The 14,759-nt window shown below is 68.2% G+C and carries 11 protein-coding genes and 1 pseudogene; 9 read left to right on the top strand and 3 right to left on the bottom strand.

All coding sequences use genetic code 11. The features are described 5' to 3' along the window. Positions 1-3 precede the first annotated feature (3 nt). From GXN78_RS08600 to GXN78_RS40790, 7 genes are all read left to right on the top strand, one after another. Complete coding sequence (locus tag GXN78_RS08600; protein WP_106557696.1) at positions 4-933, top strand: glyoxylate/hydroxypyruvate reductase A; 930 nt, start codon at positions 4-6, stop codon at positions 931-933. Between the two features lie 27 nt (positions 934-960). Next, a complete protein-coding gene (locus GXN78_RS08595) occupies positions 961-1,881 on the top strand; it encodes a hydroxymethylglutaryl-CoA lyase (protein ID WP_106557697.1) in 921 nt (306 codons plus the stop codon). Then, complete coding sequence (locus GXN78_RS08590) at positions 1,881-2,372, top strand: YbaK/EbsC family protein (RefSeq protein WP_106557698.1); 492 nt, start codon at positions 1,881-1,883, stop codon at positions 2,370-2,372. The genes GXN78_RS08595 and GXN78_RS08590 overlap by 1 nt, the downstream gene beginning before the upstream one ends. Then, on the top strand, positions 2,369-2,626 hold the full coding sequence (locus GXN78_RS08585; RefSeq protein ID WP_106557699.1) for a DUF1289 domain-containing protein: 258 nt from the start codon (positions 2,369-2,371) through the stop codon (positions 2,624-2,626). The genes GXN78_RS08590 and GXN78_RS08585 overlap by 4 nt, the downstream gene beginning before the upstream one ends. After that, positions 2,623-3,267 carry a 2-hydroxychromene-2-carboxylate isomerase gene (locus GXN78_RS08580; RefSeq protein ID WP_106557700.1) on the top strand — a complete coding sequence of 215 codons (645 nt, stop codon included), beginning with the start codon at positions 2,623-2,625 and terminating at the stop codon, positions 3,265-3,267. Before GXN78_RS08585 ends, GXN78_RS08580 begins: the two co-directional genes overlap by 4 nt. A 140-nt stretch (positions 3,268-3,407) precedes the next feature. Then, complete coding sequence (locus GXN78_RS08575) at positions 3,408-5,102, top strand: MFS transporter (protein WP_106557701.1); 1,695 nt, start codon at positions 3,408-3,410, stop codon at positions 5,100-5,102. A gap of 116 nt (positions 5,103-5,218) precedes the next feature. Beyond that, positions 5,219-5,365 (top strand): hypothetical protein, encoded by a 147-nt coding sequence (locus GXN78_RS40790; protein WP_181360576.1) that lies wholly within the window; start codon positions 5,219-5,221, stop codon positions 5,363-5,365. A 95-nt stretch (positions 5,366-5,460) separates the two neighbouring features. Here the strand turns inward: GXN78_RS40790 and GXN78_RS08570 are convergent, their stop codons facing one another. The 3 genes from GXN78_RS08570 to GXN78_RS08560 all read right to left on the bottom strand — a co-directional run bounded on the left by GXN78_RS08570 (position 5,461) and on the right by GXN78_RS08560 (position 7,544). Further along, positions 5,461-5,634: a hypothetical protein gene (locus GXN78_RS08570; RefSeq protein ID WP_164255389.1), complete on the bottom strand. Its 174-nt coding sequence runs from the start codon at positions 5,632-5,634 to the stop codon at positions 5,461-5,463. A 59-nt stretch (positions 5,635-5,693) separates the two neighbouring features. After that, entirely contained in the window at positions 5,694-6,257 is a 564-nt protein-coding gene (locus GXN78_RS08565) for a hypothetical protein (RefSeq protein ID WP_146163075.1), read from the bottom strand. Between the two features lie 174 nt (positions 6,258-6,431). After that, positions 6,432-7,544 carry an ABC transporter substrate-binding protein gene (locus tag GXN78_RS08560; RefSeq protein ID WP_106557703.1) on the bottom strand — a complete coding sequence of 371 codons (1,113 nt, stop codon included), beginning with the start codon at positions 7,542-7,544 and terminating at the stop codon, positions 6,432-6,434. Positions 7,545-7,717: 173 nt separating this feature from the next. Here GXN78_RS08560 and uvrA point away from each other — a divergent pair. Together uvrA and GXN78_RS08550 are read left to right on the top strand one after the other, a co-directional pair. Continuing rightward, positions 7,718-13,680, top strand: a pseudogene (gene uvrA, locus GXN78_RS08555) (excinuclease ABC subunit UvrA). Further along, positions 13,680-14,726 (top strand): histone deacetylase family protein, encoded by a 1,047-nt coding sequence (locus GXN78_RS08550; RefSeq protein WP_106557705.1) that lies wholly within the window; start codon positions 13,680-13,682, stop codon positions 14,724-14,726. The pseudogene uvrA and the gene GXN78_RS08550 overlap by 1 nt, the downstream one beginning before the upstream one ends. The last annotated feature ends 33 nt before the right edge of the window (positions 14,727-14,759 follow it).

Genomic DNA, 14,759 nt, shown 5'->3' with positions numbered 1-14,759 from the left:
GGCATGCGAATCACCGTCTGCCTCACCGACAACCGTCCCGACGCCTGGATCGAGGGGCTGCGCGCTGCGCTGCCCGGCGCCGACGTGCAGAACTGGACGCCGGGCGCGCCGCAGGCCGACCATGCCGTGGTCTGGTCGCCGCCGCAGTCCTTCATCGACGAGCAATCGGGGCTGCGCGGCATCTTCAACATCGGCGCGGGCGTCGATGCGCTGCTCAAGCTCAGGCTGCCGCCCCAGGCCCTGGTCGTGCGCCTCGACGACGCCGGCATGTCGGTGCAGATGGCCGAGTACGTGTGCCATGCGCTGATCCGCCATTTCCGCGAGTTCGATCTCTACGAGGCCGACGCGCGCGAGGGCCGCTGGGGCTTTCGCAAGCCGCGCGAGCGCGAGGACTTCCCCGTCGGCGTGATGGGCCTGGGCGTGCTGGGCGAGCGCGTGGCGAAGGCCATCGCGCAGTTCGAGTTCCCGATCAACGGCTGGAGCCGCTCGCCCAAGGCGATCGAGGGTCTGCGCTGCTTCGCGGGCGAGGAAGAGTTCGACGCCTTCCTCGGCGCCACCCGCGTGCTGGTCAACCTCTTGCCGCTGACCGAGTCCACGCGCGGCATCCTCAACCGCGAGACGCTGTCGCGCCTGAACGGCGGCAAGCCGGGCGGCTACCTGATCAACGTGGCGCGCGGTGCGCACCTGGTCGAGGCCGAGCTGATTCCGCTGCTCGACAGCGGCCAGCTCGCCGGCGCGACCCTCGATGTCTTCGAGGTCGAGCCCTTGCCCGCCGAGCATCCCTTCTGGCGCCATCCGAAGATCACGGTCACGCCGCACGGCTCGGCACGCACGGTGCGCGGCGCCTCCGTCGCGCAGATCGTCCGCAAGATCCTGGCGATCGAGCGCGGTGAGCCCGTCGCCGGCGTGGTCGATCCGAAGCGCGGATACTGAAACTTGCCCCTCACGAGAAGCCAAGCCATGAAACTCCCACCCCGCGTCAAGCTCGTCGACGTCGGCCCGCGCGACGGCCTGCAGAACGAAAAGCAGGCGGTGCCTGCCGAGGTCAAGATCGGCCTGGTCCATCGCCTGCAGGAGGCTGGCCTGAAGGAGATCGAGGTCACCAGCTTCGTCAGCCCCAAGTGGGTGCCGCAGATGGCCGACAACGCGGAGGTGATGCGCGGCCTCCGGCGCCAGGCCGGCGTGCGCTACTCGGTGCTCACGCCCAACATGAAGGGCTTCGAGGCGGCCATCGCCGCGCCGCGCGAGGAGTGGCCCGACGAGATCGTGGTCTTCGGCGCGGCCAGCGAGGCCTTCAGCCAGAAGAACATCAACTGCTCGATCGCCGAGAGCATCGAGCGCTTCCGGCCGGTGGCCGAGGCGGCGCGCGAGAAGGGCATCCATGTGCGCGGCGCCATGTCCTGCACGGTGGGCTGCCCCTACGAGGGCGAGATCGCGCCCGAGCGCGTCGGCATGCTGGCGAAGCTGATGAAGGACATCGGCGTGCAGCACGTCGGCGTGGCCGACACCATCGGCGTCGGCACACCCCTGAAGGTGCGGCGCGCGCTGGAAGCGACGCTCGCGCACTACGGCATCGACGACATCTCGGGCCACTACCACGACACCTACGGCCAGGCCCTGTCCAACACGCTCGCCAGCCTGGAGCTGGGCGTGTGGCAGTTCGACACCTCCGTCGGCGGCCTGGGCGGCTGCCCCTTCGCCAAGGGCGCGACCGGCAACGTCGCGACCGAGGATGTGGTCTACATGCTGCATGGCATGGGCATCGAGACCGGCATCGATCTCGACAAGCTCATCGACGCCGGCGTCTACATCAACCAGGCGCTGGGACGCGAGCCGAACTCGCGCGTCTCGAAGGCCATCCGCACCAAGAGGGCCGGCTGATGTGCGGCGCCGAAGTCAATGCATTCCCCGAAGGCGTGCAGCGTGTCGCGCGACTGCTCCAGCACCGGGGCCATCCACATGCCCCGCGCATGCTCGACAACGCCTGCCGCACCGCGCAGCAGGCGGCCGATGCGCTCGGCATCTCGGTGGCGCAGATCGCCAAGAGCATCGTGTTCCGCCGCAAGAGCGACGAGGCGGCGGTGCTGGTCGTGACTTCCGGCGACAAGCGGGTGGACGAGAAGAAGGTCGAGGCGCTGGTCGGCGGCAAGCTGGGCCGCGCCGATGCCGACTTCGTCAAGCGCACGACCGGCTTCTCGATCGGCGGCGTCTCGCCTTTCGCGCATGCCACGGCGCCGGTGATGCTGATCGACCGCGAGCTGTTCCGCTTCGACGAAGTCTGGGCGGCGGCCGGCCATCCGCATGCGGTGGTGCAGCTGCGCCCGCAGGAGCTCGAGGCGTTGACCGGCGCGCCGGTCGCGGACGTGGTGTGAGCGGGGATGCACTCCATCCCCTGGCGGATCGCGCCGTCGCCGCGCGCAACGCGGCACGCGACGTGCCTTCGCCCTGCATTTCCATCTGCCGCATGGATCCGGCCAGCGGCTTCTGCGAAGGCTGCCTGCGCACCCTCGACGAGATCGCCGCATGGAGCGGCATGGACGATACGACCAAGCGCAGCGTCTGGCGGGCCATCGAGCTGCGCGCGGATGCGGGCTTCCTGAATAACGCGGGAGAAGACCGGCCATGAAGCACATCACCTTCCATCTGGACTTCATCTCGCCCTACGCCTACCTGGCCTTCGAGCAGCTGCCGCAGGCGCTCGAAGGGCTGAGCTACAGCGTGGCCTACCGGCCGGTATTGCTGGGCGCGCTGCTGAAGCACCATGGCCAGCTCGGGCCGGCCGAGATCGCGGCGAAGCGGGCCTGGACCTACCGCCACGTGCTGTGGCTCGGCCAGGCGCACGGCATCGCGATGGAACTGCCGGCCTCCCATCCCTACAACCCGCTGCCGCACCTGCGGCTCGCGCTCGCCACCACCACGGACGGCGACATCAATCGCCACGTCGCCGAGACGATTTTTCGCGATGTCTGGCAAGGCGGCGGCGAGGCGGGCGATGCCGCACGGCTGGCCGCGCTCGCGGCGCGGCTGCGGCTGCAGCGCGATGCCGGCAGCGACGAGGTCAAGGCCCGTCTCAAGGCCAACACCGACGAGGCCATTGCGCGCGGCGTCTTCGGCGTGCCCACCTGCGAGGTCGACGGCCACCAGTTCTGGGGCTTCGACGGCCTGGCCATGCTGCGCGACTATCTGCGCGGCAACACCTGGTTCGACGGCCCGGACTGGGAGGGCGCGCCCCGGCGCCCCGCACTGTTGCGCAGCAGTAATCGCTGATTTCTTACAGCTTGAAACGCGCCCTGCGGGTTTCACCTTAAATCGTCAGCATCGGTTCAGTTTCGCGAAAGCCCTGGGTCAGTCGCCGCTCCAAGAATCCACCACGCCCCACGCCGTGGGATTAATTAGGAGACGACTCAATGGCAGCCACACTTGATTCACGGGGAGCGCCACTCAGCGCCCCCCGTCCCATGTCCGCGGAGGAGAAGAAGGTCATCTTCGCTTCGTCGCTCGGCACCGTGTTCGAGTGGTACGACTTCTATCTCTACGGTTCGCTGGCGGCGATCATCGCCAAGCAGTTCTTCAGCGGCCTGGATGCCGGCGCGGCCTTCATCTTCGCGCTGCTGGCCTTCGCGGCCGGCTTCCTGGTGCGGCCCTTCGGCGCCATCGTGTTCGGCCGCCTGGGCGACATGATCGGGCGCAAGTACACCTTCCTGGTCACCATCCTGATCATGGGCCTGTCGACCTTCATCGTCGGCCTTCTGCCCAGCTACGCCACCATCGGCGTGGCAGCGCCGGTGATCCTGATTGCGCTGCGCATGCTGCAGGGCCTGGCCCTCGGCGGCGAGTACGGCGGTGCCGCCACCTACGTGGCCGAGCATTCGCCGCACGGCAAGCGCGGCGCCTACACCTCGTGGATCCAGACCACGGCCACGCTCGGCCTGTTCCTGAGCCTGATCGTGATCCTCGGCGTGCGCACCTGGCTCGGCGAGGAAGCCTTCGGCGCCTGGGGCTGGCGCGTGCCCTTCCTGGTCTCGATCGCGCTGCTCGCGATCTCGGTGTGGATCCGCCTGTCGCTGTCCGAATCGCCGGCCTTCCAGCGGATGAAGGCCGAGGGCAAGACCTCGAAGGCGCCGCTCGCCGAATCCTTCGGCCAGTGGAAGAACCTCAAGATCGTGATCCTGGCGCTGATCGGCCTGACCGCCGGCCAGGCTGTGGTGTGGTACTCGGGCCAGTTCTACGCGCTCTTCTTCCTGACGCAGCAGCTCAAGGTGGACGTCACCACCGCCAACCTGATGATCGCGGCCGCGCTGCTGATCGGGACGCCCTTCTTCGTGATCTTCGGCACGCTGTCCGACAAGATCGGCCGCAAGCCGATCATCATGGCCGGCTGCCTGCTGGCCGTGGTGACCTACTTCCCGGTCTTCAAGATGCTGACCGAGTACGCCAACCCCGACCTGGCCAGGGCCCAGGCCAGCGCCGGCGTGACGGTGACGGCCGACCCCAAGTCCTGCTCCTTCCAGGGCAACCCGGTGGCGCGCGAGATCGACTTCAAGAGCTCCTGCGACATCGCCAAGCGCTACCTAGTGCAGAACTCGGTGAGCTACGACAACGTCGAAGGCGCGCCCGGCTCCAATGCCGTCGTCAAGATCGGCAACAAGACCGTGGAGGCGCCGATCGGCAACGTGGTCAACCACAAGTTCGACGAGGCCACGGCCAAGCAGATCGCCGCCTTCAAGAAGGGCGTGGCCGACGACCTGAAGGCCGCGGGCTACCCGGCCAAAGCCGACCCCGCCAAGATGAACAAGCTGATGGTGGTGGTGCTGCTGACCTATCTGGTGATCCTGGTCACCATGGTCTACGGCCCGATTGCCGCCATGCTGGTCGAGCTGTTCCCGACGCGCATCCGCTACACCTCGATGAGCCTGCCGTACCACATCGGCAACGGCTGGTTCGGCGGCCTGCTGCCGACCACCGCCTTCGCGATCGTGGCCTCCACCGGCAACATGTACAACGGCCTCTGGTACCCGATCATCATCGCGGGCATGACGCTGGTGATCGGCACCCTGTTCATCCGCGAGACCAAGGACGTCGACATCTACGCCAACGACTAGAGTTCGCCTGCCGAGCTGATCGGAGCAAAGGGCCCCGGCCCTTTGTTCAACAAAGAGGCCTCGTGCCGTGTCCATGGCGCGAGGCTTTTTCGTTGAACATCCAGGAGATTCAGACCATGTGGAAATTGGCCATCGGCTTCGTCATCTTCGCTGCCATTTCGCTCTTCGTGCTCATGCAGGCGGGGGACAAGGCCGACATGTCGGGCGAGAAGCACGGCGGGGACGCCACGCACGCGCCGGAGCCGGCAAGCGCCCCGAAGTAGCGCTTGCCGCGCGAGGCGGAGGGCCCAATTTCGACCCGCCATGGATGCGCCTACTGCGAACTCCCACAGTTGATGAGGGCGAGCTGCGGGGCGTTTCAGACAGGGTTCCAGCCCTTGCCGAAATCCTGGTCTTCGCCATCACTCGTTGAGCCAGATGTTTCGCTATCACTCGTTGGATCCGGTATTTCGGGCTTCGCCGGAAACACCGGATGGTCGACGACCGCGATGGAACATCCTCCTGCGCCATTGGCGATGGGGTACTTGATCACGCACGGGTCACCGGGCCGTGGATCATGTCCTAGACACTCCTTCCAAGCCATTGCGACGATCAGGGGGGCAGATCATCACTGTCCGGCCAGGCCTTGTCGATCAGGACGAAGGCATGGTGGATGTCAGTCGCGCCTTGAGGATAGGGGCCCGAAAGACCGGTATCGACGAACCACTTTTGCACGTCCTTGTTGTTGCAGTTCAGAACGTTGGCCGCGTGCGCCGCCTGCGTGATTCGCAGCAATGCAGGATTCTCATGTGAACTGGCATAGCCGGTGGGTGGCGGCGCCGCATCCCCTGCCTCGGCGACTTGGACATACAACCCACGCCCACACATTCCCACGCCAAGTCCCGCTTTCATGCCTGGTCCGGTGCCGACATCGGCAATTCCTTGTGCGCCCTCCTGTGTCGTTGCCCAGTGATAGAAGGTGACATCACGACCGAGCGGTTTGGCCATGTCCACGAGCGCATCGCGGATCAGCCTCAGATTTGTCTTGTCCTCATTGTTGTCGACGTCGAACTCATAAATTGGCTTGGCAAGTTCGATTGGCGTCGATGGTCGCTTGGCCGAGGCAGTGCTGACATTGCCGACGAAGTTGGGTAGATGTGTCTGTATAGGCCGCATAGTCCTTCTCCAGCAGGGCTGCCGAGGTGGTCGGCTCGCACCAATGCGAGCTCAACTTTGAGTAACGCGGTTGCGCGCAGCGGTTCCCTTGCAACCTGCTAGACCCGGTCCGGGTGTGCTTTGCTTCACGCCGTCCTGCATTGGGCATCTGCACCAAGGTGGCTGCCGCCCCGGTCAGCGCTTGAACTTCCCGTCGCTGATGATCGAAAGATCGGCGAAGTCGATGCCCGAGTGGTCCTGCGGCGAGTAGCTCACCGCTAGGCCGCCGCCGAGGTCGAAGTCGCGGAGGCCCTCGAGCGCGGCGATCACCTTGGCGCGGTTGGGCTTCGGGCCTGCACGCCGCAGTGCCTCGACCAACACCTTGGCCGAGGCGAACCCCTCCAGCGCGGCCGGCGAGAGCTCGTTCTGGCCCTTGGCGCGCGCGAGCCCCAACGCTTCCTTGACCATCGGCTGGCCGATCGAGCGCTCGTTGGGAAAGACCTGCGTGACGATCACGCCGCGGCTGGCATCGCCCAACTGCTTGATGAAGCCGGACGAGGCGTTGTTTGAGAGCGTGACCACCTGGGCCGCGGAGCCCCCGGCGCGCAGTGCCTTGACGCCCTCCACCACGGCCGTGCCGGAGCCGATCCAGACCACGGCTTTTGCCTCGCCGGCCATGATCTTCGGCACGATGGACGCGTAGTCGGGCTTGTCGCGGTCGGCCGGCACGATCACGGCGGGCTTGGCCTTGCCCTTGTCGAACCCCTTCATCGCGCCTTCCAGAGCATCCTGGCCGAAGGAGTCGGTGACATGAACCACCGCGATGCGGTCGACGCCGATGGTGAGCAAATGGGTCACGGCCTTCTCGGCCTCGCGCTGGTAGGACGAGCGCACGTTGAAGACGTGCCGCTGCACAGGCTGGTGCAGGACCATGGCGCCGGTGGAGGGGCCGATCAGTGCCACGCCATGCTTGTCGAGCACGGGAATGATGGCCTGCGAATGGGGCGTGCCGCGGCTCATGAAGAGTGCCACGGCCTTCCTGTCCTCGATCAGCACGCGCGCGTTCTCGGCGGCGCGCTTGACGTCGAAGCCGTCGTCCATGCGCAGCACCTCGACCTTCTCGCCGTGAATGCCGCCCTGGGCATTGACGGCATCGATCACCAGCTGGGCGCCCGCGATGGTCTCGTTGACGCTGGCGGCCACCGAGCCGGTGATGCCGGCGGTCTGGCCGATCAGGATCTGGCCGGAGGCGCCGAGGCTGGCGAGCGCCAGCAAGCCGGCGGTGCAGAGCACGCGCATCTTGTTCATGGGAGTGGGTTCGGGAGAAGGTGGAGGGGAGCGAACGAAAAAGCCTCTATTTGTTGCCGAATTGATGCTTCGGCCTTATCCGTGGAAACCCCTGCCCCGCGCTAGGCCATGTGACGCTTTGCACGAAGCTGCGCCCTGGTTCCTAGAATGTCTGCCCCATTCCCAAGGCACTCATGACACAGGGCTCCATCCGGATACGCGGTGCGCGCCAGCACAACCTCCAGAACCTCGACCTCGACATCCGCACCGGCGAGATGACCGTGGTCACCGGCCCGAGCGGCTCGGGCAAGTCGAGCCTGGTGTTCGACACGCTCTATGCCGAGGGCCAGCGGCGCTACGTCGAGACCTTCTCGGCCTATGCGCGGCAGTTCCTCGACCGCATGGACAAGCCGGCGGTCGACAAGGTGGAGGGTGTGCCGCCCGCCATCGCCATCGACCAGACCAACCCGGTGCGCTCCTCGCGCTCGACCGTCGGCACCATGACCGAGCTCAACGATCACCTGAAGCTGCTGTACGCGCGCGCCGCGCAGCTCTTCGACCGCGAGACGGCGCTGCCGGTGCGGCATGATTCGCCGGATTCGATCTATGCCGAGCTGGTGGCCAGGGCGGCGGCGGCCGGGGATCCGCGCGTGGTGCTCACGTTTCCGGTTGAGCTGCCGGCCGGCACCAGCGCCGACGAGGTGGCCCAATGGCTGTCGGCCAGCGGCTTCACGCGGGTGCAGGGCGAGCGCCAGGTCGCCACGCCCACGGGGCCGCGCAAGGTGCTGGACGTGGTGGCGGACCGCTTTCGCATGGCCGGCGCCGAGCGCTCGCGCGTGATCGAGGCGATCGAGGTGGCGCTGAAGCGCGGCAGCGGGCGGCTGACCGTGCATGCTTTGCCGGCGGAAGAAGGTGGCGAGCCGGAGGTGTGGAAATTCTCGACCGGCCTGCACTGCCCCGAGAGCGACATCCGCTACGCGGACCCGATCCCCTCGATGTTCTCCTTCAACTCGGCGGTGGGCGCCTGCGAGACCTGCCGCGGCTTCGGCCGGGTGATCGGGGTGGACCTGGGCCTGGTGATCCCCAACGACAAGCTCACGCTGCGCGCCGGCGCGATCAAGACCATCCAGACGCCGGCCTGGAAGGAAGCGCAGGACGACCTGATGCGCCATGCCGAGGCGGCGGGCATTCCGCGCGACACGCCCTGGAACAAGCTCACGCCCGAGCAGCAGGCCTGGGTGATCGAGGGCTCGCCGCACTGGAACGGCAAGTGGAACCAGCAGTGGTACGGCGTGCGCCGCTTCTTCGGCTACCTGGAGAGCAAGGCCTACAAGATGCACATCCGCGTGCTCTTGTCCAAGTACCGCAGCTACACGCCGTGTCCGGCCTGCGGGGGAGCGCGGCTCAAGCTGGAGAGCCTGCTGTGGCGCATCGGCAGCAAGCAGGACGCGGATGCGGTGCTGGCGCCGGCGAAGCGCTTCATGCCGGTGGGGGTGAAGTGGTCGCGGGAGCAGCTGGAGGCGCTGCCGGGGTTGTGTCTGCATGACTTGATGCTGTTGCCGATCCAGCGCTTGAGACAGTTCTTCGATGGGCAGCTACCCTCACCCCAACCCTCTCCCGCAAGCGGGAGAGGAATGCCAACAGCGGGCGGGGAGTTGCTCCCTCTCCCGCTTGCGGAGGCAGGGGGTGAGGTGAGACCCAGGCCCTCAAGCTCCTCTTCGAAGAAATCACCACCCGCCTGCGCTACCTGCACGATGTCGGCATCGGCTACCTCACCCTCGACCGCCAGAGCCGCACCCTGAGCGGCGGCGAGGTGCAGCGCATCAACCTCACGACCGCGCTCGGCACCTCGCTGGTCAACACCCTCTTCGTGCTCGACGAGCCCAGCATCGGCCTGCATCCGCGCGACATGAACCGCATCACCGAGGCGATGCTGCGCCTGCGCGACGCCGGCAACACGCTGGTGGTGGTGGAGCACGACCCTGCCGTGATGCTGGCCGCCGACCGCGTGATCGACATGGGCCCGGGCCCCGGCGCGCGCGGCGGGCAGATCGTGTTCGACGGCGACACCGGCGCGCTGCGCCATGCCGACACGCTGACCGGCCAGTACCTGGGGGGGCGCAAGCAGATCGGCATGGGCTTCAAGCGCATGGTGAGCGACAACACGGCGCGCCTCATCCTCGAGGGCGTGCGCGAGCACAACCTGCGCGACATCACGGTCGAGTTCCCGCTGGCTCGGCTGGTGTGCGTGACCGGCGTCAGCGGCTCGGGCAAGTCGACGCTGATCCAGGACGTGCTGGCCCCCGCGCTGATGCGCCATTTCGGCCGATCCACCGAGTCACCCGGCGCGCACGACCGGCTGCTCGGCGCCGATCATCTGAGCGACGTGGTCTTCGTCGACCAGTCGCCGATCGGCAAGACGGCGCGCTCCAACCCCGCGAGCTACGTGGGCGCGTGGGACGCGATCCGCGAGATCTTCGCCACCGCAACGCTGTCGCGGCAGCGCGGCTACACCGCCTCGAAGTTCAGCTTCAACAGCGGCGACGGGCGCTGCCCGACCTGCGGCGGCTCGGGCTTCGAGCATGTGGAGATGCAGTTCCTCTCCGACGTCTACCTGCGCTGCCCCGATTGCGACGGCAAGCGCTACCGCCCCGAGATCCTGGAAGTGAAGGTCGAGCGCGGCGGGCGCGGCCACAACGTGGCCGACATCCTCGAGCTCACGGTGGCCGAGGCCGCCGCGCTGTTCGCCGGCGACCGCGAGGTGCTGCGCGTGCTGCAGCCCATCGTCGACGTCGGCCTGGACTACGTGAAGCTCGGTCAGCCGGTGCCCACGCTCTCGGGCGGCGAGGCGCAGCGCCTCAAGCTGGCGGGCTTCCTGGCCGAGGCCGCGAAGAACGGCAGCGCCAGCAAGCAGCCGCTGGCGCGCAAGGGCACGCTGTTCCTGTTCGACGAGCCGACCACCGGCCTGCACTTCGACGACATCGCGCGCCTGATGCGCGCGCTGCGCAAGCTGCTCGATGCCGGCCATTCGCTGGTGGTGATCGAGCACAACCTCGACGTGATCCGCGCCAGCGACTGGCTGATCGATCTCGGCCCCGAAGGCGGCGAGGGCGGCGGCCAGGTGGTGGCGGTGGGCACGCCCGAGCAGGTGCGCGAGAACCGCGCTTCGCTGACCGGCGCCGCGCTGGTCGACTACGACCTGGCCATCGGGCCTGGCGCCTACAAGGTGGCGGAGCGCGCCGCGCGCTCGTATGCGGCGCGCGCGCTGCAGCAGCAGGCGCCCGGCCGCGATGCGATCCAGATCGTCCATGCGCGCGAGCACAACCTCAAGAACCTGTCGGTCGACATCCCGCGCGGCAAGTTCAGCGTGGTGACCGGCGTCAGCGGCTCGGGCAAGTCCACGCTGGCCTTCGACATCCTGTTCAACGAAGGGCAGCGCCGCTACCTCGAATCGCTCAATGCCTATGCGCGCAGCATCGTGCAGCCGGCCGGCCGGCCTGAGGTGGACGCGGTCTACGGCATCCCGCCCACGGTCGCCATCGAGCAGCGGCTGTCGCGCGGCGGTCGCAAGAGCACGGTGGGCACCACCACCGAGGTGTGGCACTTCCTGCGCCTGCTCTACGTCAAGCTGGGCATCCAGCACTGCATCCACGACGGCGCGGCGGTGCAGCCGCAGACGCCCGACAGCATCGCGGCGCAGCTGCTGAAGAACTTCCGCGGCCAGCACATCGGCCTGCTGGCGCCGTTGGTGAGCAACCGCAAGGGCGTCTACACCGAGCTGGCCGACTGGGCGCGGCCGCGCGGCTTCACGCACCTGCGGGTGGATGGCGAATTCCTGCCGACCACCGGCTTCCCGCGCATCGACCGCTTCAAGGAGCACACCATCGAGCTGCCGGTGGCCAGCCTCGACGTGGAGCCGACGAAGGAGGCCGAGCTGCGCGAGGCCCTGGCACGCGCGCTGGAGCACGGCAAGGGCGTGGTGCACGTGCTGAGCGAGCTCACCGGACTGCGCGGCGCCATGATGGCGGGCGTGCCGACCGCGGGCATCGGCCGCGTTCATGTGTTCTCCACGCTGCGCGCCTGCCCGGTGTGCAGCACCAGCTATGCCGAGCTCGACCCGCGGCTGTTCTCGTACAACAGCAAGCATGGCTGGTGCCCGGACTGCGTGGGCACCGGCGTCAAGCTCACGAAGGACCAGCGCAAGGTCTACGACGATTCGACGATGGCCGCGGACAACCGCGGGCGGGAGCAGACCTTCGCGGAGCCTGAAGTGGAGGACGTGGGGGATGTGGTGTGTCCGACGTGCCAGGGGATGCGGCTGAATCCGATGGCGCGGGCGGTGGTGTTCGCGGGGGATGCTGGAGGGGCGAGTGAGCCAAGCCCGTCCGCGAGCGAGGTCGACCCCGATCTGCTCCCTCTCCCGCCTGCGGGAGAGGGCTGGGGTGAGGGCGGCATCGCCATCACGCAACTCGCGAGGATGAGCGTGACCGACATCCGCATCTGGTTCGACCACATCGCCTTGACCGGCAGGCAAGCCGAGATCGCACGCGACCTGGTCCCCGAGATCAGGAGCCGTCTCGAATTCCTCGAGGAAGTCGGCCTCGGCTACCTCACCCTCGACCGCGGCGCGCCCACGCTCTCCGGCGGCGAGGCCCAGCGCATCCGCCTCGCGGCGCAGCTGGGCAGCAACCTGCAGGGCGTGTGTTACGTGCTGGACGAGCCCACCATCGGCCTGCACGCGCGCGACAACCAGATCCTGCTGGACGCGCTGCACAAGCTGGGCGAGAAGGGCAACACGCTGGTGGTGGTGGAGCACGACGAGGACACCATCCGCCGCGCCGACCACATCATCGACATCGGGCCCAGCGCGGGCAAGCGCGGCGGGCGGCTGGTGGCGGAGGGCAGCGTGAGCGATCTGGAGGCGGCGAACGAGTCGCAGACGGGGCGCTACCTGCGCGATGCGATCAAGCACCCGCTGCAACCGCGCCGCGCGGTCTTGCTCTCTCCCTCGGAGGGGGAGGGAGCCCTGCGCTGGCTGACCGTTCGCGGCGCCAACCTGCACAACCTGCAGGACGTCACCGTGACTCTGCCGCTGAACCGCCTGGTCACCGTCACCGGCGTCAGCGGCTCCGGAAAATCCACGCTCGCGCGCGACGTGCTGCTCGCCAACGTCCACGCCATCGTCGTGCAGCGCATGACCAAGGCCGGCCGCGACGCCGACGCCGCCGGCAAGCGCCCCAAGTGGACCGGCTGCAGGGCGGTCGAAGGCTACGAGCCCATCGACCGCGTGCTCGAGGTCGACCAGACGCCCATCGGCAAGACGCCGCGCAGCTGCCCCGCCACCTACATCGGTTTCTGGGACACCATCCGCAAGCTTTTCGCCGACACGCTGGAAGCCAAGGCGCGCGGCTACGGCCCCGGCCGCTTCAGCTTCAACACCGGTGAAGGCCGCTGCCCGGGCTGCGAGGGCGCGGGCGTGCGCACCATCGAGATGAGCTTCCTGCCCGACGTGAAGGTGCCCTGCGAGGTTTGCCATGGCGCGCGCTTCAATCCCGAGACGCTGGCCGTGAGCTGGCGCGGGAAGAGCATCGGCGACGTGCTGCAGATGGAGGTGGACGAGGCGGTGGAGTTCTTCGCCGCCATGCCCAACATCAGCCATCCGCTGCAGCTGCTGAAGGACGTGGGCCTGGGCTACCTCACCCTGGGCCAGCCCTCGCCCACGCTCTCGGGCGGCGAGGCGCAGCGCATCAAGCTGGTGACCGAGCTCAGCAAGGTGCGCGACGACGTCACCCGCCGCGGCAACAAGGCGCCGCACACGCTCTATGTGCTCGACGAGCCGACCGTGGGCCTGCACATGGCCGATGTGGAGAAGCTGATCCATGTGCTGCACCGGCTGGTGAACGGCGGCCACAGCGTGGTGGTGATCGAGCACGATCTCGACGTCATCGCCGAGGCCGACTGGCTGATCGACCTCGGCCCCGAGGGCGGCGACGGCGGCGGCCGCGTGGTGGCAGCCGCGCCGCCGGAGGAGGTGGTGCGGCTGCGCACGCACACCGGCGTGGCGCTGGCGCCGGTGCTGGCGCGCGGCGCCGTGCGGCACGAGGTGCTGCAGTTGCCGGTTCAGCCGCCACCGGTCCCGATGCGGAAAGAGGCCTGATGCGCACCTTCTACAACGACCACCACGCGCTGCACCACGGCAAGGTCGAGATGTTCCGCGGCGAGCTGGTGCCCTGCTTCGAGGTGCCGGCGCGTGCGGACTACGTGCTGGAGGAACTGAAGCGGCGCCGACTCGGTGCCATCGACACGCCCGCCGAGGTCGACGAGGCCGCGCTGGCCCGCGTGCATGCGCCGCGCTACCTCGACTTCCTCGCCGGTGCGTGGGACGAATGGGTCGCCCTCGATCCGGCCAACGCGCAGCGCGACGCGCTGCCTTCCTACTGGCCGATCCGCAGCTTCCGCCATGACGTGCTGCCCGCCAGCTTTCCGGCGCGCATGGGCTTGTTCTCCTACGACGCGGGCACGCCGCTCACCGCCGCCACCTGGGCCGCGGCGCGTGCCGGTGCCGGCTGTGCGCTTGCGGCGGCCTCGCATGTGCTCCAGGGCGAGCGCGCCGCCTTCGCGCTGACGCGCCCGCCGGGCCACCATGCGGGCGCCGATTTCTTCGGCGGCTACTGCTTCCTCAACAACGCGGCCATCGCGACACAGGCGCTGCGCGACGCCGGCGTCGATCGCGTGGCGGTGCTCGACATCGACTACCACCACGGCAACGGCACGCAGGCGATCTTCTACGAGCGCGCCGACGTGCAGTTCACCAGCATCCACGGCGACCCGCACACCGAATACCCCTACTACCTGGGCTACGCGGACGAGCAGGGCGCCGGCGCCGGGCTGGGCTTCAACCGCAACCTGCCGCTGGCGCGTGGCACCGGCTTTGCGGCGTGGCGCGAGGCGCTGCGTTCCGCGCTCGCCGGCATCGCCGCCTTCAAGCCCGGCGCACTGGTGGTCTCTCTGGGGCTCGACACCTTCGAGGGCGATCCGATCGCCGGCTTCAAGCTGGCCACTCCCGACTACCTGCGCATCGGCGAGGACCTGGCGCGCGCCGGGCTGCCGACCGTGTTCGTCTTCGAGGGCGGCTATGCGGTGGCCGAGGTGGGCGTCAACGCGGTCAACGTGCTCGAGGGCTTCATGCAGCAGGCCGCCTGACGCTCCTGCGACAGGCCAGGGGTCGGCCCCGAT

It is taken from the genome of Variovorax sp. WS11, from assembly GCF_010499245.1.
Classification (GTDB): domain Bacteria; phylum Pseudomonadota; class Gammaproteobacteria; order Burkholderiales; family Burkholderiaceae_C; genus Variovorax.
The sequence above is the reverse complement of the archived record's forward strand: the minus strand, read 5'-3'. Positions and strand labels throughout refer to the sequence as shown.